At 49.1% G+C, this 23213-nt stretch carries 9 protein-coding genes and 1 pseudogene; all 10 read left to right on the plus strand.

Annotated elements, in window-relative coordinates; genetic code table 11:
- Positions 1-95 precede the first annotated feature (95 nt).
- The 10 genes and pseudogenes from GQF01_RS25975 to GQF01_RS26020 all read left to right on the plus strand — a co-directional run bounded on the left by GQF01_RS25975 (position 96) and on the right by GQF01_RS26020 (position 22963).
- Positions 96-2303 carry a helix-turn-helix domain-containing protein gene (locus GQF01_RS25975; protein WP_161409783.1) on the plus strand — a complete coding sequence of 736 codons (2208 nt, stop codon included), beginning with the start codon at positions 96-98 and terminating at the stop codon, positions 2301-2303.
- Between the two features lie 292 nt (positions 2304-2595).
- Positions 2596-7269, plus strand: coding sequence for a DUF4962 domain-containing protein (locus GQF01_RS25980; protein ID WP_161409784.1), 4674 nt, complete (start codon positions 2596-2598; stop codon positions 7267-7269).
- Between the two features lie 258 nt (positions 7270-7527).
- Positions 7528-8595 (plus strand): annotated as a pseudogene (locus GQF01_RS25985) (extracellular solute-binding protein); the annotation flags it as partial.
- A 493-nt stretch (positions 8596-9088) separates the two neighbouring features.
- Positions 9089-10048, plus strand: coding sequence for an ABC transporter permease (locus GQF01_RS25990; protein WP_161409786.1), 960 nt, complete (start codon positions 9089-9091; stop codon positions 10046-10048).
- 14 nt (positions 10049-10062) lie between these two features.
- Positions 10063-10929, plus strand: coding sequence for a carbohydrate ABC transporter permease (locus GQF01_RS25995; protein WP_202556679.1), 867 nt, complete (start codon positions 10063-10065; stop codon positions 10927-10929).
- Positions 10930-10943: 14 nt separating this feature from the next.
- The gene (locus tag GQF01_RS26000) at positions 10944-11954 is read left to right on the plus strand and encodes a M14 family zinc carboxypeptidase (protein ID WP_161409787.1); all 1011 of its coding nucleotides are present in this window, start codon (positions 10944-10946) and stop codon (positions 11952-11954) included.
- An 834-nt stretch (positions 11955-12788) separates the two neighbouring features.
- A complete protein-coding gene (locus GQF01_RS26005) occupies positions 12789-16583 on the plus strand; it encodes a rhamnogalacturonan lyase family protein (protein ID WP_161409788.1) in 3795 nt (1264 codons plus the stop codon).
- A 151-nt stretch (positions 16584-16734) separates the two neighbouring features.
- Complete coding sequence (locus tag GQF01_RS26010; protein ID WP_161409789.1) at positions 16735-17745, plus strand: zinc-dependent alcohol dehydrogenase; 1011 nt, start codon at positions 16735-16737, stop codon at positions 17743-17745.
- Between the two features lie 101 nt (positions 17746-17846).
- Positions 17847-18722, plus strand: a complete 876-nt coding sequence (locus GQF01_RS26015; RefSeq protein WP_161409790.1) for an AraC family transcriptional regulator — start codon at positions 17847-17849, stop codon at positions 18720-18722.
- Between the two features lie 110 nt (positions 18723-18832).
- Positions 18833-22963: an OmpL47-type beta-barrel domain-containing protein gene (locus GQF01_RS26020; protein ID WP_161409791.1), complete on the plus strand. Its 4131-nt coding sequence runs from the start codon at positions 18833-18835 to the stop codon at positions 22961-22963.
- The last annotated feature ends 250 nt before the right edge of the window (positions 22964-23213 follow it).

The following is a 23213-nucleotide window of genomic DNA, read 5'->3' on the forward strand; positions in this document are numbered from 1 at the left end:
GCTTTTTAATTTACACCCATCTGCCTGTTTGCTAAGATAGATTTAAGTGAGAGCAATGAGAGCTTACTATATCCTACATATAAAGTGGGGGTTGCATGAAAACTTTACAACCGATGATTTTCATCCGAAACAAGTCCAATTCGCTTTTTATGCGGCTGATTTCAGGATTTCTATGCATCATACTGTTACTTGCCTCTCTGATTCTATATGCCATCTCAGTGTCCAAGCAGAATGTTAGACAGGAGATCGTCAAGTACAACACGCTGATGCTAGAAAATACGAAGGACAGTTATGAGAAGCATTTGGATTTGATCAAAAAGCAGATGTATCTGTTTTTTTACAGTGATGAGGTACAGAGGTTGCGCAGTGCCCCCAGCTACGCCCACTTTCCTAATGTGATCAGGGAAATATCCAATTTTACGACGAATCCGTACCTGTTTATTGATAATATCGTTTTTTATTCCAAGCAAGGCGAGCTTATTGTGGAAAAAGGAACAAGCACGAACGCCGAAGCGATGTTCCAAGTCTTTTATACCAGTGAGGAGTATCCTTTGGCGTTTTGGCGTCAGCAGTTTACAGAATCGTTCACAAGCCGGATGCTGCCTTCAGCTGCCATGACGAATCATATTTTCCGCGATCGCCCGCAGCCGCTTGGCGAAATGATTCCGCTGCTGATCAAGAACAGCGATGATTACTATATGATCGTGTTTCTTGATGCGGCCAAAATGTATAAGGCGTTCCACCAAAGCCTCTATAACGATTTGATTATTTATAATAATGACGGACAGACGCTATACAAAAGTACGGAGCAGGAACCTGCGATTTCTTTGGGCGAGCTTCAACAATCCGGCAGCGCCGATTTGATACGGGATCAGAAATACCATTTTCTGATGAAGGGCGAAGGGACGGGATTTACTTATCTGTACCGGGTTCCCGTCGAACGAATCGCGAACCAGTCACGTCTTAGCATCACCGTCGTCGTGATGATAGCGGCTGCGATTATGCTGAGTGTCATCTTCTCGTTCCTGTTCGCGGCGAAGATTAACAATCCGCTCAAGAAAGTCATTGAATCCTTGCGCCAAATGAATGGGCAGGCGCCGTTTCACTCCAATATTAAGGAGTTTAATATTATTAGCCATGAAATCCATGGCAGTCAGATGGTTCGTAAGCAGCTTTCCTTCATGAACCACCTGAAAGCGATTCGTGGCCATGAGCCGGATGCGCTCAAGCTTGACTTCTCAGGTAAACCGTTCATTTTCATTCTGTTTCAGGTTCAACCTACGAACAGGCAAGTAATTACTAAGGCGTCAATTCAGCAATGGATTTATTATATGAAGACTTATATCGACAACACCCTGCAGGCGGGCTACCTGGATTCCATGACGTTTCAAATTGAAGGGGATCAGATATTAAGTCTCGTATTCTCAGATAACAAAGCCCAACTGACCGAGCTGCTCAGTGAATTGAAACAGGTATTTGATCATGACAAAGAGTTCGGTATCGTGACGATCGCCGTCACATCCGTCTACACGGAATCGACGCAGCTAACTACAGCCTACAAGGAGGCTGAGGCGCTGATCGAGGAGCGGCTGCTCGTGAACGAAACTCAGCTCATCTTGGAGCGCAGAGCGCTGCCCGTCTCCATCGGATTGTCACCGGATCAGGAGAAGGAGCTGGAAACTCAACTTCGGGAAGGCAATACGCAGCAGTTGGTTGCCCTAATGGAGCGGTTGTTCGCTAGATGGCGGAGCAAGGAATTGACGGCTGCCATACTGTACCGGTTTGCGGAATCTCTCGCAGACAAGATCCGAAATGCGATTGCTTCGCACCCTGTAGATACCGATCGTTTGGCATTTCTTTACGGCAAAGCTGGTGAATGTATTCAGAGCAGCAGCACGGTTGCGGAGCTGGAACAGCTCCTGCTCGAATGGGTGACGCTTGCCTCGGAGGCTGTCAGAGAAAAGAAGGAAGAGAAATACCCGATTACCTCCTTCGTCATGGATTATATTCAAGAGCATCTGTCCGAAGAAATTTACTTGGATGTGCTCGCTGATAAGCTGAAGATGAGCAGCGGCTACTTGTCCTCCTATTTCAAAGCCAAGACGGGCAAGAATATCGTGGACTATATCAATGAAACACGAATCGCCAAAGCGTCAGACCTCCTGGCAGACAGCCGGATCAAAATTCATGACGCGGCCAAAGCTGTAGGGTATCAGAACATTACATCCTTCAACCGGATGTTCAAGAAGTATACGGGAGTGACGCCGAGCGAATACCGGAAAAGAACGGATTCCTCCGCCTAAAATAAAAACGGATAAGCCGCATGAAGGATGTGCGGCTTATCCGTTTTTGCTATGCCCTAGAGAGTAGAAAGTCGAGTTAGGCTCTTTTGCGAATACTGGCATTTTTTTATGAAGACAGCAAAAAAGTTGAACAATCTCAGGAATCCGTTGATATACGGGTTGTATTATGGCAGGTACGATGAATCATAACGAAAGGGGGGACCTGTTTGCAATCGAATTCACTCATCAGGCATCGGCACATGAGAGTCTAATCGGGATGAAGGGGATGATGTTGGTGTTGGTAAGGGGATCGATGAGGAAAAAGCTTGCTTTAACGATGATCATCGTCATGATTTGCAGCTTGTTTGATTGGAGTCCATTGTTCAAAACCAGCACGGCTAACGCAGCAGTGAGCTGGCCCGCAGCCGTCTTGACAGGGCTGAATACGCCGTTCGCTCCAGAGGATCGGCTTGTCACTACGCAGAACCCTCCTGATTTCCGGTGGCCGTCTGTCCCTGGAGCAGATAGCTATGATTTGCAGATTAGCCAAAGCAGCACGGTATCAAGCGTTGTTTACGAGAACAATGCCATTACGGTGAATTATCATAATTTCTCGCATGTTTTTGAGGCTGGCACTTGGTATTGGCGTGTCAGATATCATACACCGTCCGGAGGATTGTCTGAATGGAGTGAAATCCGCAAATTCCGGATCGAGGAGGATTCTGTCAAGTTTGTTGTCCCTCCGGTAGAGACGCTGCTGAGCGAAGTCGGCAGCCAGCACCCCCGGATATGGACCAAGCCGGAAACGCTAGATGCCTTCAGGGGCTTGGCCCAGACGGCGGGCAAGGAGTTCTATGAAGCCAAACGAGCTTGGGCGTTGGCCAATCTGTCTGTAGACCTGCCCAAGGAGCCGACTTCTGTTGATCGAGCGTATTCCGACGGTGTCGTGAACCAGATGATGGATATGGCTTTCGTCTATCTGATATCGAACAATGCAATTGTTGGGGAGAAGGCCAAAGCACGTTTGCTCGATATCGCCAAGTGGAAGACGGATGGCGTAACGGGCTATGTCGCACAAGATCAAATTCACCGCTATATTACGTACAAATCAGCAATGGCGTACGATTGGCTTTATGGCATTATGACGCAAGATGAACGCGATAAGGTCAAGGGTATGATTAAAATCAGGACGCAAACGATGGTGAACGATCTGATCGATAAGCATCCGATTCCCAAAAATCCATTCGATTCTCACGGCTGGACGGCTTACGGCTATATCGGCATCATTGCAACGGCTATGCTTCACGATCTAGACGATGCCGAAACGTGGTTCCGTTATGTAGTCCCTTCCTATATCAATTTAATGCCGCCTTGGGGAGGAGAAAGCGGAGGCTGGGCGCAAGGAACCGGATACTGGCAGTGGTCCACGCTCTTCGGCAAAGAATTCATGGATGTTCTCCTGTATGCGACCGGCTTCAATCTGTATGACAAAGCGTACGCGAGAAATGAAGGCTTGTATCCGCTTTATGCTTTTCCAAAAGGCAGCCCGAAGGGGATTTTCGGCGATGGCAGCGAAGATTCACCAGGCGGTCCGAGCGTGAGTGTGTACAATCGGCTCGCCCAAATGTATAAGGATGCAAGGTTAAAATGGGCTGCACAAGCGGTTGGAGCGGGCATGTATCCAGATTTGAGCAATTATTTCTATGGAGCTCCTGACGTATCTGCGCAACCTCCGCTGGACATGCCGGATTCAAGGTGGTTTCAAGATATCGGGCTTGTCGCGATGCATGAGAAATTGTATGACCCCGACAGTGTATCCCTCTATTTCAAGTCCAGTCCGTACGGTAGTTATAATCACAGTCATGCTGATCAGAACAGCTTCATCATCAATGCTTTCGGAGAACCTCTTGCTATTGAAAGTGGATTCTACGATGACTATGATACCGATCATGATAAATATTATGCCAAGATGACCTTAGCTTCCAACGCGATTACGTATGACGGGAAATACGGTCAGCCTGTTAACAACATCGATGCCGATGGTCAGATCGTAGGCTTCGTTACTCATCCTGACTTCGATGCCGTAAGCGGAGATGCGTCGGCTGCTTATAGCAATGCGCTGTCCAAAGCGGACCGATCAATCATTTATGTCAGACCGAATATGTTCGTCGTGATCGATGATCTGCAGTCCAAGAAAGCGGGGGGCAATGAGTTTGAATGGCGTCTGCATGCCGAAGATGATCTGGCGCTTGATGCGGATCAGGCGGGAGCGACGATTCTGAAAGGTGCAGCGGGGCTCAAGGTCCGAATGCACGCTCCGCAGCAACTACGCACGGAGTACGAGGATCGATTTCTTGGCATCGGTGGAACGGAGATTCCGCCTACGAAAGCGTATGCCGGAGAACAACAGAAGCATGCGGCATTCATCACGCCGAAAGCGGAGAACGCGACATTCGTATCGACGCTTGAAGCTTATAAGCGGGATTCGGCTCCTCAGCAGGTACAATCCGAAAACCATGGCGACTACCTAAAGCTGACATTCACAGACGGTACCGTCGTGTATGTCCGTTTGACGGCGGCAGCCGGAGAAATTAATGCCGGCAGCATTCGCTTTAACGGCAGCGCAGCAGCCATCAAAGGCGATTCGGTCTTACTCGTAAACGGAACGAAGGTGGTCAAAGACGGTGTCACCTTAATCGAGAGCGATCAGATCGCTACGGTAGTCTATGGTCGCGATCGGTTGTCTATTTCAAGCTTATCGGATACACAAGTTAAGATCCATTCGCCAGGGACTAACAAGCTGGTTCATGGCGGCAGTGGGAAGGAGATTCCTCGAGGCGGTTCCGTACCAGAAGCTATGGGCCTTCGGGGTGTTCATTGGGATTCCGAGGGGAACACCCTACTTGTTCACGCCGAGAGCGGGCAGCGGGACTTCAAACTGAACCAGGCGCCTGTGCCTGCGCCGCTTCCGGACGTAGCTCTGCAAACGGTTATTGACGGCGTAGCCAGTACAGTAACGCTTCAAGCGTACAGCGATACGTTAGGAGCGCCCGTCGCTTGGGGGAATTTGACCAACGTAGCTGGACTCTATGTCGTGGAGGAGGCTCCGGACGGACTGCTGTTCGAACAACACGGCCGCCGTCAAAGCGTGTATCTCGAAGCGAATGCAGCGGTAATTCTGCAAGGTGATGCCGGACAATTGAAGCTGAGAAGGATCCGAACCGACGCCCCTGCGGCTACGCAGCTTTGGACAGATCCTGAAGCTGCGAAATCGACCTTGTATATGCAGTGGCAGGAAGCGGAGTCTATTGCTGCCTTCGGTGGCAAGAGCTTTACGAAATATTCAAACCGACCGTTCATGTCAGGCGGAGTGGGCTTAGGCGGATGGGATCAGCCAGGACAGTGGGCGAAATGGACGATTCAAGTGCCGAAGCCTGGCAAATATGATCTTGTGATGAAATATGTGGCTTGGAGTCCTCCTGCAGGCACGCTGACCGGGCGATTGGCGATGGTTGGCAATCAGGCATATTATTTGGAAGCTCCGACGACTTATGGTGCTAATGGCGTGCCCGACTGGGGACAAACACCTGAAGTTTGGAGAGGGCTTCGGGTTAAGACAGGACAGCAGTTGGAAGCGGGTCCAGTTGATATTACACTATGGCTAACAGGCGGTCCGATGAATCTGGATTGGATTGGACTGATCGAAGAGCAGCCAGACGAGGAACGGCCAACGCCGCCAACCCAGCTTCAGCTTATTTCCAAGACGGATTCCACGGCAACAATCGGCTGGACACCTTCCACCGACAATGTCGGAGTGAAGGAATATATCCTCTATGTGAATGGCGTGCAGAAAAAGGTGCTTCCTAGTGGCACGACGTCAGAAACCATCACGGGATTGACAGCCGCTAATTCGTATACAATTCAACTTGAAGCAGTGGATACGAGTGATAATCGTTCCCTGCTTAGCGCTCCTTTGGTATTCTTGACACCGGATACAGATGCTCCTGCATGGGGCACATCAGCTTCGTTGCTAATAGAGCATGTATTCCCGAATGCAGTGAGGCTGAGGTGGAGTCCGGCAACGGATAATTCAGGTTCAGTGGCGGCCTATAAGATCTATCGGGAAGATGGAACCGAAGCCGGAATGACAGCTGGGCATTTGAACGCATTCGATGTGGTCGGCCTGCAGCCGGGAGGCGTGTATACCTTCCATGTTGAAGCGGCAGACTTTGCAGGCAATGTTACGACAGACGGACCGAGCTTGATGGTAACGATACCGGCTTCAGCTAGTGGCGGCGAATATTATGAGTCATTCGACCAGATGCCCTTAGGTCCGTTGGCTGCGACTAACTGGAGGGTAGATGTAAGAGAGGCTTCGACATCAACGGTAACGATTGAGCCTTCTCCGCAATCCAGCGGTCATGTCCTATTGGTGAAGGACGCCACATTCCCGTCTGATAACGAATACGTTGAAGATCCGATCGTGACGAGAAGCAGTACAGAGCTTAAGGGCAAGGTGACCTTCGAAACCCGGTTCCTGTTCGATCCCCTGTGCACCAACTCGGCGGATAGATTGTGTACGAAAAACGGCAATTTTGAGCTTAAGCTGGGCAGCTTCGGGAAAGACATTGCTCGCTTTACTGGCTTCTCAGACGGTACTTTCGGGTATTGGAGCGATCCCGGTACATCGCTTAAGATTCCAAAGCAAAGCGGCTTTACACTGCCGAGTGGACAATGGATGACTCTTCGTTTGGATCTGGACACGGCGCTTAAGAAGTATGACCTTACGGTGCAATCGGATGCACTGAAAGGGTATAAGGGATTAGTGCAAGAGTACGGTTCGTTGAATCGGACGACCGGCGTCTACACGGTTCAAGGGATTCCGTTTTACTCGGAGCCTACCAAAGAGGGCATCACTACGTTCCGCTTCAGCACGAACCGATATACGAGCAAATTCACCTTTGATTATGTGACGATGTATCCTTAATGCACGGTTGGTGCCTTTAGATCTATAAGCTTTTTTGAAGAAGATGGTATTATTATTAGAAAAGCGGAAAGTAGTTGCAACTTGTTTGGTTCTGCTGATTTACCCTAATGGAAGTAATCCCTTATGATGCAGATATCAGCAAGGATTAAACGGCAGCAAGCAGGTTAAATTTTCTAATTTGGGCTTGCTGCCGTACATCCATTATCTGAAAGACCAAGTAAAAGGGATGGTGCATGCAACTTGATACGAAAGAGAAAAATGAAAAGCGGAGCACTTATCGTCACCGTCATTACTTCACTATTAGCAGGCTGTACGGGTCAGAATAACCCTCCGGCTGCTTCAAGTACCACCCCAAGCCAAAGTGCGACGGCTAGTGCTGCTGCTGAGTCCAATCAGCAGCAGCCAGCCACTCTCCGGCTGCTAACGGAGCTTTCCCCAGCCTGGCCGGTCAAGAAGGATTGGGCAGTCTGGAAATGGGTGAAGGAGAAAACCAATATTACGATCAATCAGGAAACGCAGACAGGCCCGGAGTCTTTGGCGCTTGCCATCGCTTCCGGCGATATGCCGGATCTCATGTCGGTCTTTCCTCCCGATGCCCAGAAGTATGGGCCGCAAGGCGCATTTCTCGATCTCTCCAAGCATTTGGACAAAATGCCTAATTTAAAAGCCTTCCTCGCTTCCAGGCCAGAAGTGACCCAGCGAATCACATCGCCAGGAGGAGAGATATATCATGTGCTCAACGACGGAATGGGGGCGGGGAATCAGCTCGTTTATTTTTACCGGGACGATATTTTTAAGAAGAATAACCTGCAGGAACCAAAAACCTGGGATGAACTATACGAGACGGCGAAGAAGCTCAAAGCGCAGTATCCAGACAGTTATCCATTTGTCTTCCGGCATGGTGTGAATACATTGAAATATTTCGGCCCATCGTTCGGCGTCTATCCGGGATTCTTTGAAGATAAGTCAACCGGGAAGATCAAGTACGGGGCGACTGATCCAGGCTTCAAGAAAATGGTGGAGTATTTAAACAAGTTCTATAAAGAAGGTTTGACGCCTCCGGATTGGCTCTCTATGGACTATAAAGCGTGGACGCAGTTCATTGCAACGGGAAAATCGTTCATAACCCTTCAATTTATTGGACAAATCGAGATTATGAATGAACAGCTGCAGAACGGCGCACATCTGACATTCATGGCACCTCCGGTTGGTTACGGCAGCAAAGGCTACATTCCGAAAGCGGATCTTGAAGAATTCGGTTTTGCCGTCTCTTCGAAGACCAAAAATTTGGATGCCGTGCTGCGCTATCTGGATTTTATTTATTCGAAGGAAGGCAAGGACCTGCTCAGCTGGGGGAAAGAGGGAGAATCCTACACGATTGAGAACGGGAAACGCAAGTTTTTGCCGCAATTCAAGACGCCGAACGACCTGCGGAAAGAGCTCGGTCTCATGACCACCGGCGCGTATGGAGTCGCCGATTTTGAGTCGTCGAAGTCGCTCAGCAATGAGAATGAACGGTTTTCCTATGATGAGGCGGTCAAATATCATTTCCCTGTCATCAATGCGCTGCCTCCGCTTACCAGTGAGGAGAAGAACTCGATTTCGGTCATCGAGGATCAGTTGAATAAATACTACGAATCGTCCGTTGCCAAATTTATTATGGGTGAAACGCCGATGTCAGAGTGGGATAAATTCATAGCCGAGCTGAATAAGATTGGGGCCCAAAAGCTCATTGATACCTATCAAGTTGGCCTTGACCGCTTGAAAAAGAATACGAAGTAACGTATGACCGTAGATCAGCAGGATACGTGAGGGCTGAATGTCAGCTGGTCTGACTTCGGCCTTCGCGCTTCAGGAAGGAGATCTGGCATTGAAACCATCCATCTTCAGGCAATTAAGTCGTGACCGGACCTTTTTATTACTGCTGGCTCCTGTGCTTGTTTATTACATCCTGTTCAAGTATGTGCCTATGTTTGGCATTGTGATTTCTTTCATGGACTACAATTTGTTCAAGGGGATCGCAGGGAGCGAATGGGTCGGGCTTAAGTATTATAAGCTGTTTTTTGAAAACCGGGATGCCGTGACTATTATTAAAAACACTGTGCTCTTAGGGGGCTACAAGCTTCTGTTCGGATTTCCTGCCCCAATCCTTCTGGCCATCATGTTGAATGAGCTGCGTGGCAGGCATTACAAACGGTTCGTCCAGTCCGTGAGTTATCTTCCTTACTTTCTATCCACAGTCGTCGTATCCAGTATCATCGTCATGTTACTCTCGCCGAGCAGGGGGTGGGTCAATACGATGCTGCACAAGCTTGGTGTTCCTCCGATTAATTTTCTACAGGAGTCCGAATGGTTTCGAACTATCTATGTGGGCTCAGAAATATGGCAGCAGGTTGGCTGGGGATCCATCATTTTCTTAGCGGCCATTACGACGATTGATCCACAGCTGTATGAAGCAGCGAGAATGGATGGAGCAGGCAGGTTTAAGCAAATTTGGCATGTGACGCTGCCAGGTATGGCGACAACCGTCGTCATTATGTTCATTTTACAAATCGGTCATGTACTCGAAATCGGCTTTGAGAAAGTATTTCTTTTATCCAACGCAGCTACGTATGACACATCGGATATTATTTCCACCTACGTGTATCGGATCGGCATCTTGCAAGGAGGCTTCAGTTATGGCACGGCCATTGACTTATTTATGGGTATCATTGGATTCATACTCGTCTATGCCAGCAACAAGCTCAGCCGCAGATTCGGAGAAACTAGCCTATGGTGAGGGAGTGACGCGGTTTGATCAAGCGTATGAGTCTGTTTGATGTAGCAAACGTTCTGTTGCTGGGAATCTTTGCGTGTATCATGCTGTTTCCCTTCCTTCACATGGCAGCAGTTTCTATAAGCTCCGCCGATTACGTGACAACGAATCAGATAAGTCTGTGGCCCAAAGGCATTAATTTTGATGCCTATACAGCTGTTCTGCGAGATGAACGCATCCTCATCGGCTACAAGAATACACTGATTTATGTTGTGCTGGGAACGACGCTTTCGCTTATTTTTACGACGATTGGGGCTTATTCCTTATCCAGAAGGAACCTCGTCTTCGGTAAATACTTCATGCTGATGATTGTCTTCACCATGCTATTCACAGGCGGTTTAATTCCTACTTATTTGGTCGTGCGCAGTTATGGGCTGCTGGATACCATCTGGGCGATGGTGCTGCCGGGTCTTGTGTCCTCATGGTACTTAATTATTATGCGAACGTTTTTCCAAGGGATTCCGATGGAGCTTGAGGAGTCAGGCAAAATCGATGGTTTATCCGATATGGGCATTCTCATCAACATCATTCTGCCGCTATCCAAGCCGGTTATTCTGACGATCTCGTTATTTTATGCGGTGCAAATATGGGGTAATTTCTTCTACGCCCTGATCTTCATCCGGGATGCCGATCTGTTTCCGCTGCAGGTGACGATCCGCAATATTGTATTAGTTGGTCAAATGACGGATACGACCGTAAGCTCGGCTATTGGCGATAAAGAAGTCGTCCTGGAGTCGCTCAAATATGCCGTCATTCTGGTGGGTACTCTGCCTATTCTGCTCATCTATCCGTTCATCCAGAAGCATTTTGTAAAAGGGGCCATGATGGGTTCGGTCAAAGGGTAAGGAGGGCGAAGAGGATGTCTATACCTTTTTGGAAAAGTCGATTGTCGGAAATTGAAGCAAGCATGCGTAGTGTGAAACGGGGGACTGTCAGAGAGCTTGCAGCATCGGCAGGCGGGAGAAGCATCTATGCCGTCGAATACGGCGAGAAGGAGAACTTCAGGCGTAAAGCCAACTATAATTCGGCATGCGGAGCGGGAAATCCTAAGCATTATGCGGATAAAACCCAAGCGAGCAAACCCGTACTGCTCATCATCGGAGGGGTTCATGGCGGGGAGCTGGAGGGGATCGTTGCCGTGATGAACCTCATTTCGCTGCTCGAAACAGGAAGCGATTACCGAGGCAAACCGTATCACGAAATTCTGGAGAATGCCCATCGTTTCCGGCTGATTCTCATTCCCTGCATGAACCCTGACGGACGAGCACGCTTGCCGATCGACTGCCTTCTTGATGTGCCTTATGAGCAGTTCGTTTATTATATGCAAGGAACTTGGCAAGACGGTTCACTCTGCGCGTGGCCGGACTGTAAGGCTGTGCACCCGATTAAGGAGGCTTCGGATTTCCTCGGCTCGTATTTCAATGATGACGGCGTAAATCTGATGCACGATAATTTCTTTGCTCCGATGGCGCAGGAAACCCGTGCCCTGCTGGAGCTTGCTGATCTGGAAGCGCCGGATCTGGCTGTACAGCTGCATGGAGGGGCTAACAACGCCAATCATTTCGTTGAGATTCAGTTTTTGCCTTATCTCGTGATGCAGAAGCAGCAGGCCTTAAGTCAGCGTCTTGCCGCCGCATTATCCCAGCAGGGACTTCCCTATGTAGAACGAAATCAAATTGTGACTAACAGTAGTGCTATCCCTTACCCCTCCTTTAATCTTACCTCTGCCATCCATCACGTATGTGGAGGCATGAGCATGACGTTCGAATCGAATATGGGGCTTGCGGCTCCAGGCGTTAAGCTATCAGCGGAGGAGATTCTGGACAGCCACTTTGTTTTGTTCGAGGAGATGTTCCGTATGGAAAGATAGGGCTATTTACTTTACCGGATTGCTTGGGACCATTTTCGCAAAAGAGTACAATTACATGCTGGGTTATTTATTAGGCAGCTGTATGTATTCTTGACTTCATCTTTCTTGGGTGAAGGATGCGAAAAGGGTCTCTTTCTCTGTATTCAAATGGCCGGCGATTTTCCTTCGCTCAGCTGATTGTTAGACTGGAAATACTACCGTTATTTCAATAATATCCCAGCTTAATGAGCCGCTTAACAGGAAAAATGCCCGTTAATTTGGGGGGAAACTCCTACTTTCTAACATATTCATCCCCATTAACGGGAGAAACTCCATGTATTCCCACAAAGGATATATTATTTCAGTAAATAAAGGGGATATTTCCCTTTATTTTGTCGTGCGCTCTATTGTGAAGCTCAAGGGTACCGTGCCTATTGGGCTGAAGTAAACGTGCTACCTAACACCTCTGTTTTTTGAACAAATAGGTATGATTTTTAACCTACCCCTAAACCGACACGTGGTGTAAGGTTGGATTACTGGATATCGCAGCGATCCTGGTGGTCAACGATGAAAGGAAATAAGAGGGGGTGGATCGAATGGTTGCAAATCTGTAGAGTGTGAATGGCTTTCCAATGAGGCAGATACATGCTGCGAGCCCCACCTACACCGAGTGATGACGCTGAATTTTCAATAACTACTTTCCATCATGATCTACGTAATGTACCCGTATGTTGGAATAGTTTCACAGGATATAAAACAGTTTTGGTAAGCGCTTCCAATTAAACTTTTTTTGGCACTCTACAACGGGTCAACCCGTTGACACATCAACATTTGTTGAAGGAGGAACACAAAAAAATGCAAAAGACAATGCAAAAACTCGTATCTCTGTCCCTAGCACTGGCCATGGGCCTGTCCCTGCTGACCTTCAGCGTCCCGGCTGCGGCCGATGGCGCGGGGCGCAATCTGCGTCCGGTGGAGTATCTGACACGCGGCTTGGTCGCTGCCCAGGTCACAGGCGGCATATTCCTGAGCTGGCGCTTCCTGGGAGACGAGCCCGATGGCCTCTCTTGGAACGTCTACCGTAAAGACGGTGAGGCAGATTTTGTGAAGATCACCACAATTACACCCCGGAATGTACAACCCGAGAGCAACTACGAGACAAACCCCGGCATTGTGAAAGAAAACGTCACCCCATCTAACTACACCGACCCGAATGGTCTCCTATCTTCCATCTATGAGGTAGCACCTGTCATTAGCGGCATTGAAGGTTTAAGACAAGGGATGTCCGCCCCCATGTTGTCGGCCTTGGCGGGAAGCGCGGGGCAGACTGGCAGAGGCGCCGTGCAATATATCCAGATGAAGCCAGCTCCGGCACCAGTGCCGCTCGCGCACTTCATGTACCGAGACAACAGGTTCGGTCCAGGCACTAATCTGAACGCGGCTAACATGGTTATCCCAGGAACGGGCGGCCAGAACTGGTACGTCGTCGACATGGATTTGCTCAAGGCTTTCCGCGAGCCCCATGACAACAAAACACCGGTCAGCGTGACCGATCTGAGCGGATGGGTTACTAAGCTAGGCACGTACAATCATGAAACCTGGCAGCCGACCAACTCCCTTGGTAACGACGGCATCATCAGCGACGCCTTGTACAAGGAGCTGGAGGCCAAGTTCATCAAGTATGTCGAGGAACTGGACAACGGTACCAAGCTGGCCTACGCGAAAACCAGCACTGGCGCGATCTATACATCCCAAAGCTCCGCCTACGCCACCCATGACATGACGGTGGGTGATTTTGACGGCGATGGCGAATACGAGATCGTCGTTAAGTGGCGCAGTACCCAGCAAGACCCGATGTATTCCGAACCGATCTTCAGTGGCAGCAACAACTTAACCGCTCCTGAGTACATAGACGTGTACAAATTGGATGGAACCCTACTGTTTCGTGTCGACATGGGTTATAACGTAAGGGCGGGGAACGACCACGAGACTACGCTGTTCAGCGAAGACTTTGATGGTGATGGCAAGTCAGAGCTAATGCTCAAGACGGCCTTAGGCACCCGTATCGGTAACTGGGACGAAGCGTCGCAGTCCGTTATATATCCGGACACCGTGAACACTGTCGTTGGTGGCGAGAACGGCCTGAGCGCAACCACGGACAAATTCAAGGAATACTTCGCCACGGGCAATGAACAGGCCCTTAACAACAATTGGTCTCTCCTTAACAGTTTCACCATCTCCTACCGCAGTCCGATAGCCGTAGGCGGCAACGACGGAGTGAATGATCCGACAGTCAAAAGGTGGATTAAAACCTATCACGTCGGCCCGATCGGCCCGGCCAAAGACGATCAGGAGTTTTTCTCGGCCTATAAGTGGGACGATGAAGCGGGTAAAGGCGTGCTCCTAGACAGCGCCAAGTATCCGTTCCCCTACGAGGGCAGTGTTGATGGCGATAACTGGGCGATGACGCCTGAATCCCAGCGCGGCAATTTCTCTTATCTGGCCTTTCCTGGCCCGGGCGCTGGTAGTTCAGCTAGTGATTATAAAGCGCAGATAATGGCTGAGAAAGAAGCCTATTGGCTTGAGCATCCTTGGAAGGCCGCCGTATGGGGCGACGCGCAGGGCAACCGCGCCAACCGCTACCTCGGCATTGTAGCCGCTCTTGACGGTGTTAACAAATACGCCGTTTCGCAGCGTGGCTATTACGCAAGGACGACATTTGCCGCGTTCAATATCGTGAACGGCAAGGTCAATCTGCAGGCCAGCTTCGATTCGGCCGATCCGCGATACTGGGCTCTGGGCGGCTCCGCCTACGATTACCAGAACCGTGGCAACCATCAAACCCAAACCGCCGATCTTGACGGCGACGGTTGGGATGAGATCGTGATGAAAGCCATGGTCCTCGGCCTGAGTTCCGACAAGACCATGATCCTGCCCAAGGTACTTAACGGCGATATCATGCCTACAATTGAGGGGCAGAACAGCATCCCACCGGTTGCTGACAGCTTTGAGTTCGCAACCGATGCGGTGCGGAATAATCCGCTGAACAGGTGGGCACCGCTGCGCCATGGTGACCGCAGCGCACTGCTCCCGGTCGACAAGGACAACAGTATCAAAATGTGGTCAGGCAGCGAGGAGCACATTTTTGACGACATCCGCAACGGTAAGCAATACGGCTGGCTGCCTGGCCCGGAGGCCCACGATCCGATGAAGGGCAAACGGCTTAACGAACAAGGCGAGGTTATCTATGAAAACTCGATGATCTTCGGTGTATACGCCGGCAGCGACGCCGAGGGCGCAGTGGCGGGCAACTTCTCTAATCGCTGGCCAGGCGCGCAAGGATATTCGGAGAACGGCGCCAGAAGCATGATTACTGGCGAGCTTCTGAACGGCAGTAGAAACCTGGGCAGTGGCCAGAACGCGATCTGGTTCGGTGGCGGCTTGACGGCAATGGCCGTCAGCAGCGCAACGATCAGCACGGTCAACGATCTGACCTTCGCGACCTCCTCCTATCTCGCGACTGGCCTCACGTCGACTGGCAATAAGAGCACACCAACGCTCAAAGCCGACATGTTCGGAGATTGGCGCGAGGAGCTCATTCTTCGAGGCAGCAATAATCGTTTGGCCATCGTCACAACCCTATCACCGACGGAGTACGGCATTCGCACGCTGATGCACGACCCGATGTACCGTAGCGGTGTGGCGAACAAGAACACGGGCTACGATCAGATGGGCTTCGCTAGTTTCTATCTGGGTGACGAGGCTAGGCTGCCATCCAAGAGGACTGACATCTCCGTCCCAACGGTGGCACCTAATACCCAGAGTAAAATCAAGCTAACAGGCCCGGCGACGGTACGGCCCGGCGAAACGTTCGAGCTTATTTACAGCGGGAAGGACCTGGAATCCGGAGTCATAGCACAGGATCTGACCTTCGAGTTCGATCCGACAGTCGTGGAGCAAGTCTACAATCCAGTCACGATGGCCGAGGGGCAATTCGTCATCGTTGATCAGAAACTGGTGGACGGCAAACTGCGCGTACTGGGCGTTCATCTTGGCGACAAGCAGACAGATCCGAACGGAGATTTGTTGAAGCTAAGCTTGAGGGCGAAGCCGGAATCGGCAGGGAATACGTCGATCCTGCTCAGCAAAGTGGTTACGGCGGATGTAAACGGCGTTGAGACGACGCTCCCTAGCGTGAGCCACAGCCTGAGAATCGAGCAGCAGGCAGTGGTAGATAAAACAGCTCTGAATGCGTTGATTGCGGATGCACAGGCTAAGCATGACCAAGCGTCCGAAGGCAGTGGAGTTGGTAATTACCCTGCTGGCTCGAAGGCAACGCTGCAGGCGGCGATTGATCAAGCCCTGACGGTTGCGAATAACCCAGCAGCCGATCAGGCAGCGGTTGATCAGGCGACTGAGCAGCTGCAGACAGCGCTGCAAACGTTCGTGAATTCGGTAATCAAACCGATGGGCGGCGACTATAACAATGACAACAGGGTCAGTATCGGCGACCTTGCGATGGCGGCTAAAGCCTACGGCAAGTCGTCCACGGATTCTGATTGGAGCTCATGGCAGAAATTTGATCTGAGCGGCGACAATAAGGTGGACATCCAGGATCTGGCGATGCTTGCTAGCCAAATTCTGAATTAGCAAACAACAAAAACGGAGTACCGCGGGTTCGCGGGCTCCGTTTTTTATTTATCGTGTTTTTCGATAAAAAATCATGGTTAACGTCAAAGAAGCTCCAAGCAAAAACATTTATATTGAAATTGAGATCAATATGAAGGAGTGTTTCGATACGATGAATAACAAAAAAGTCATTTTTCTAAATCCGTGGCAGGTTGAAATGGTGGAAGAGAACTTCTCTGGGCAGATTGGCGGCGAGGAGGTTCTGGTCAAAAAGCTCTATACATTAATCAGTCCAGGAACTGAACTTGCTATGCTGTCTGGTAATGAAGCCTGGTTCCAGATGCCGGGCATTCCAGGCTATGCGGCTGTAAGTGAGATTTTGGAAGTGGGGGCGGAAGTGACAAGGTTTGAACCTGGCGATGTTGTATTTCATTATGGGAGCCACTCCAAGTATGAGGTTGTTTCGATAAGGGGGACCTTTCTCAAAGTCCCGGAGAACCTGGATTTGAAATGGGTGCCGTTTACTCGCATGGCCACGGTCGCAACGACGGCGATTCGTGTTTCAAATATTGAATTTGGGGATTATGTAAGCGTAACTGGGCTTGGACTAATAGGGAATATGGCCGCTCAACTGGCTCAGGCTCAGGGCGCAACTGTGATTGGTATAGATTTATCGGAGGAAAGACTTCGAATTGCCGAGCAGTGTGGTGTGCTCTATGGCGTGAATGGTGGACAAGACAGTGTGAAGGAACGGATTGCCGAAATCACTAATGGGAAGGGAGTTTCTACGCATATAGAGGCTACGGGTGTCTCCAGTGTAGCGCTCCAGAGTCTCTCCTATATCGCGAAATTAGGCGAAATCATTTTCTTAGGTAGTCCTCGCGGTGAATATAACACGGATGTGACAGAAGTTTTGAATTACTGCCATTTATATGGCAGAGGCTGTATTACGTTCAAGGGAGCGCATGAGTGGCGTTATCCGACTGAACCTAATGAGTTTGTGAAACATTCTTTGGTGAGAAACTCGAGCATCATATTCGAGATGATGAAGCAGAAACGGTTGCAGGTTGAACCTTTAATCAGCCATGTGCTGAAGCCAGAGGAAGCTAAAAATGCGTACGAAGGTCTCCGATTGCTTAAGGATCAGTACAGCGGTGTTTTATTTGACTGGAGTGAGACATGAGTTCTAAAAGAAAGTTTCGCAGCAGTTGCGACTCTGGTCAATAAGAATCCCCATCCGTTATACTTGGAAAATGATAGACACTCACTGCAGGAGGGAAGTACATGGAGACATGGATGAACAGCCTGACGCCTTTCGTCAGAGTGGTGAAAATTCATAAATCCTTTTCTCTGGCGGGCGAATGGATGGATTATGACCATGTGTTTACGTATATCGAGCAAGGAGAAGCTGAGTTTTTTCTGGACGGGGTCAAATATCAGGTGAAGGAAGGGGACATTATCCTAATGCCTCCCTTCATGGCACATATTATTCGCTCTACGTCAGAGGTGCCATTGATTCAATATATCGTTCATTTTGATTTGTATTACGACGAAGAACGAAGCTCTTGGGAGGACCAAGCGATTACGGAAGAGCGTAGATTCGTGGTGGAAAAGGAGATGCAGCTAGCATCTACAATCCCCATTTCCCGTCTGACGCTCCCCGACCGGTTGGAGTTGAAGAAGAGATTCCTGATCATGCGGAAGGAGTTTCTAGATAGGAGAATGGGTTATTCTTTGATCCTAAAAGGGGTCTGTTTGGAATTATTAGTTCTTTTTATGAAGGGACAAGTGGGTAGGAACGATAAAGAGGGTAAGATGACGAAGGGCTGGGTGTTCATTGAAAACTCCATCAAATTTATTAATGAAAGATTTTGGGACCCGGAACTGGATAATCATACGATAAGTGAGCATGTCGGAATCTCGACCAATCATTTATCGTTTTTATTTAAAGATCAACTTGGCATTACGATTCATAAATATTTGACACATATTCGGATCGAGCAATCGAAAATACATATGGTTGAAGGAACTCAAACTTTAACCGCTATTGCTGAACAGGTGGGCTTCTCGAGCATTTATATATTCAGCCGATCGTTCAAGGCTACAGTCGGAGTTATGCCCAGCCAGTTCATGGCAATGAATTCCGATATTGAGTTATAAAGATTGTTAATTAACGTTATATTTCTGAAAATAATCGTGTAGAGATCTCTCTGCTTTCCTTCCTATAATGGTTATGAAAGGGTTTGCACACCTTGAAAAGGAGAGATTTTATGCGAAAAAGGATTGCAAAATGGCTTGCTGTGCTTATGCTTTTATTGGTTGCCGTTCCTGCCAACGCCGGAATCGGCGTCCAAACGGCTTATGCGGACAACCAAACCTATGAAGCGGAAGCACCGGGAAATACGTTAAGCGGCAATACAGCGGTCACCGAATGTGGTGAATGCTCGGGCGGCAAGAAGGTTGGTGGTCTATACCAAGGCAGTACGCTGCAATTTAACGAAATTACAGTGAGCGAGGAGGGAACTTATAAAGTAACGGTATCGTATATTTCAGGTGATCCGCGCTCGGTAAACATTAGTGTGAATAGTGGTAGTGTAGAGAACTACGACTTTCCCAAAACGGCTGACTGGCACACGGTCGGCAGCTTCGATATCACGCTGCACCTGAATGCCGGTAAGAATACGATCTTGTTCGCTGACGGCAACTGGTATTCACCGGATATCGACAAGATCGTCGTCGCCCCGTCGACGGATCCCAATCCCGGAGATGGTGGTGGAGATGGCTCGGAGCCGATATTTGCTCAAATTTATGAGGCCGAGTCAAATGTGAACACGCTTGCCGGCAAAGCGTCTGTGTCGAGCTGCGGTTCTTGTTCAGGGGGCCAGAAAGTTGGCGATTTATACCAGGGCAGCTCGCTGCAATTCAATCAGATTCAAGCGAAAGCCCCAGGCATTTATACAGTCAAGCTCTACTATATTTCTGGCGATCCGAGGTCTATTCAGGTCGGTGTAAATGGTGGATCGGCCGAGCTGTACGATCTTCCGAAAACAACGGATTGGAATACGGTCGGAACCTTTGACGTCGATGTCACTTTAAATGCCGGCAGTAACATCATCCTGTTGTCTGATGGTAATTCTTATTCTCCAGATATGGATAAGATTGCGGTGTCGACGAAAATCGTATCCTACGAAGCGGAATCTTCAGCCAACCTGCTAATGGGCAAGGCAAGCATTGCAGATTGCAGCCCGTGTTCCGGAGGCAAGAAGGTCGGCAATTTATACCAAGGGAGCTCTCTGACATTTAATGGCGTCGAAGTCGGAGCAGCTGGCAAATATCAAGTAACGGTATCCTATATATCCGGAGATCCTCGTTCCTCTCAAGTCAGTGTAAATGGGGGCGAAGCCGAAACGTTCGATTTTCCGAAAACAGCTGACTGGGATACGGTCGGTAAGCATGTGATGAATTTATCTTTAGCGGCGGGCAGCAACACCCTTTTGTTCGCTGACGGAAATGGGTATTCCCCGGATATTGATAAAATTGAGGTCGGTCCTAAGACGGTTCTGACTCCCGGAGATGACGATAACGTCGACGCCAGCCTCGGCGAGCCGGGCGAGTCGAAACAGTACGGCGCTATTACCGTCACGCATTATACATACGGCGCTACGTTTTCGAATGGTGAGACTTCGATTGCGTACCATACGGACACGGGTCTGGCGGACTATGCCTGGAAAAATGTCAAAATGGTAAAAGGGGCTTACGGCAGCCTGCAACTGGAGCAACCCGAACTTCTTACTAGTAAGAGTTATACCTATCATACATTATCGGATGCTGCGATCGTCCCCGTTCATGACGGTTTCGGCACTGGCATCAGGTTCACTGTCATCAATGAAGCCTCCGGTAAACCTGCGCTGCATCAAGTTTATACTTTATATGAAGGTAAGAGCTTTTTCTTGACGCAGTTACAAGCGGTGAATACTACTCCCATGACGACGAACAACATGGCTCCTGTCGTGGTGAACAATAGCAACGGTGTGGATATCGGGAGCGGCGCAGACAATCGGGTGTTGTTCGTTCCTTTCGATAACGATAATTGGATCCGCTATAAGGCGCAACAAATCAACACAGCGAATACGGGTTATGAAGTAACGGCTATTTACGATAATACGAGTCGCAATGGCCTTGTAATCGGTTCAGTGACTCATGATACCTGGAAAACGGGCATTGCCTGGACCGGCTATAATAACAAATTGAATAACCTGACGGTGTACGGTGGAGCGTCTTCCAACATTACGCATGACGTTGAACCTCATGGCCGCATTTCCGGTGCACAAATCACTTCACCCACCGTGTTTGTTGGTTATTTTGCCGATTACCGTGCAGGACTTGAAGAGTACGGCAAGGCGAATGCCGTCCTTACACCGCCTCTAAGTTTCCACAGTCCAGTAGCCAATAAAGTACCAGTTGGATGGAATAGTTGGGGCGCCTTCGGCAGCAAGCTAAGCTACCAAGATGTCATTGATACGTCGAATTATTTTAAAACAAATCTTCAAAACAATCATTTTAATAACGACGGTGCGCTATATATTAATTTGGATTCCTATTGGGATAATTTAACGGATACTCAGCTGCAAAATGCTGTGAAGACGATTCGGGAAAATGGCCAGCAGGCCGGTATTTATTGGGCGCCATTCGTCTACTGGGGCAACGATATGAATCAGGTCGTCGAAGGAACGAATGGTACCTATACGTACGGCGACATTGTGTTAAAAGACCGTACCGGAAAAGTGCTGCCTACTTTGGATGGAGCCTACGCGCTTGACACGACACACCCGGGCACAAAGGCGCGAATTGACTATTTCCTAGGCAAGTTTAAGTCCTTAGGCTTTACATTTATCAAGCTGGATTTCTTAACTCACGGTTCATTGGAAGGAGAACATGCTGATCCATCCGTGACGACTGGTATCCAGGCGTACAATCAAGGGATGGCTTACGTGAACAGCGTCATTGACGGCAGCATGTTCATCAGCGAATCGATCGCCCCGATATTCCCGAGCCAATATGCACATAGCCGTCGAATCTCATGCGATGTGTACGGCCAAATCAGCGAAACGGAATATGAGCTGAACTCGCTGACGTATGGCTCGTGGCAGAATGGCACGATTTATCCCTACACGGATCCTGACCACATGGTATTATCCAAGGCTAGTTCCTTGAACGAAGCGCGCAGCAGAGTGAATTCCGCCGTTATTTCCGGCACAGTTTTTTTGAATTCTGACGATGTTCACAATACGACCGCTCAAGCCTATATGAACGAGCTGCTCACGAACCCAGATGTCAATCAAGTCGCTTTGCTGGGCAAAGCCTTCCAAGCAGTTGAAGGGAATACCGGTGCAGGTGCGGCAGATACCTTCGTGTTGAATGATAATGGCACGTATTACTTGGCCGTCTTTAATTACAATGCTGCTTCCTCAGCAGCAAAGACCATCCATTTGGACCGTGCAGGAATACCTGGAGGCGGTTCTTACCTTCGAACGGATGTATGGACAGGAGCAGAAGATAGAGTGAGCGATACCCTTGAACTATCTTTGCAGCCAGCTGAATCCAAGCTTTTCAAGCTTCAGCTGGATCTTACACCTCCTGTGACGAACGTCGTTTTCGATGGGATCAGCGGTTCAGGATCTTTTACGAACAAGAACGTTACGATGACATTTAGCGCAGAGGATCAACAGGGAAGCACCGTCCTTAAGACGGAATATAGGCTTGATGAAGGTGACTGGGTGACGGTTAAAGGACCTGTGACGTTGTCTGCTGAGCGTCTATACAGCGTCGACTATCGTTCGACGGACAGATCCGGCAATGTGGAGCAAACCAATCATGTAACGGTAGGCATTGACCGGACAGCGCCATTGATTCAGATAACAGAGCCTCTAACGATTTGGCAAACGGATGCGCTCAACCTATCTGTTCGAATCACAGATTCGTTAAGTGGTATTGGCGGTAGCACCGTTAAATTGGATCATCAAACGGCTGGCAATCCGATCAAGGCTGCTCCTGCAACACTAACCGTTGGTAACCACCCGATCGATATAGTCGCAACGGATTTGGCCGGAAATGTGACATCGAATACGTATACGCTGCAGGTGAAGATTGATACCCATCATTTCATGGATCTGATTAACATCGGCGTTGCGAACGGTTCGATCACGATTTCGGACCGAGGCAAGGAACTGCTGGCCAAAGTAGAAGCGATTGTGCGAAGCAGTAATAAAGAAGCGACGGTTCGTCAATTAAAGCTGCTGCGTATCTTTGTCGAAGCTTTATCGGGCAAAAAGATCAGCAAACCATTTGCCACGATCCTCATCGCCGACATTGATTACTTCATCCAACAAGCAAACAAATAAATGAGAATCGAAAAGGCTGCCCCGAAAGTCATTGAATGACTGGGTGACAGCCTTTTTTGAACTTTTGGGAGCGCCTCTTAGATGAACTGGAAAAACTACCGCTAAATGGCCCGATAACACAGCTACAGGGGTGAATAGATGGAATTTCTCCTGTTAATACGGACGATTGAGCCTGGAACAGGGCTAAACAAGCAAATTAAAGGGATTTTTTCCAGTTAATAACTCCCCTTAGCGGAGACTCGCTTGAAAT

It is taken from the genome of Paenibacillus silvestris (genome assembly GCF_009882985.1).
Taxonomy (GTDB): Bacteria; Bacillota; Bacilli; order Paenibacillales; family NBRC-103111; genus Paenibacillus_E; species Paenibacillus_E silvestris.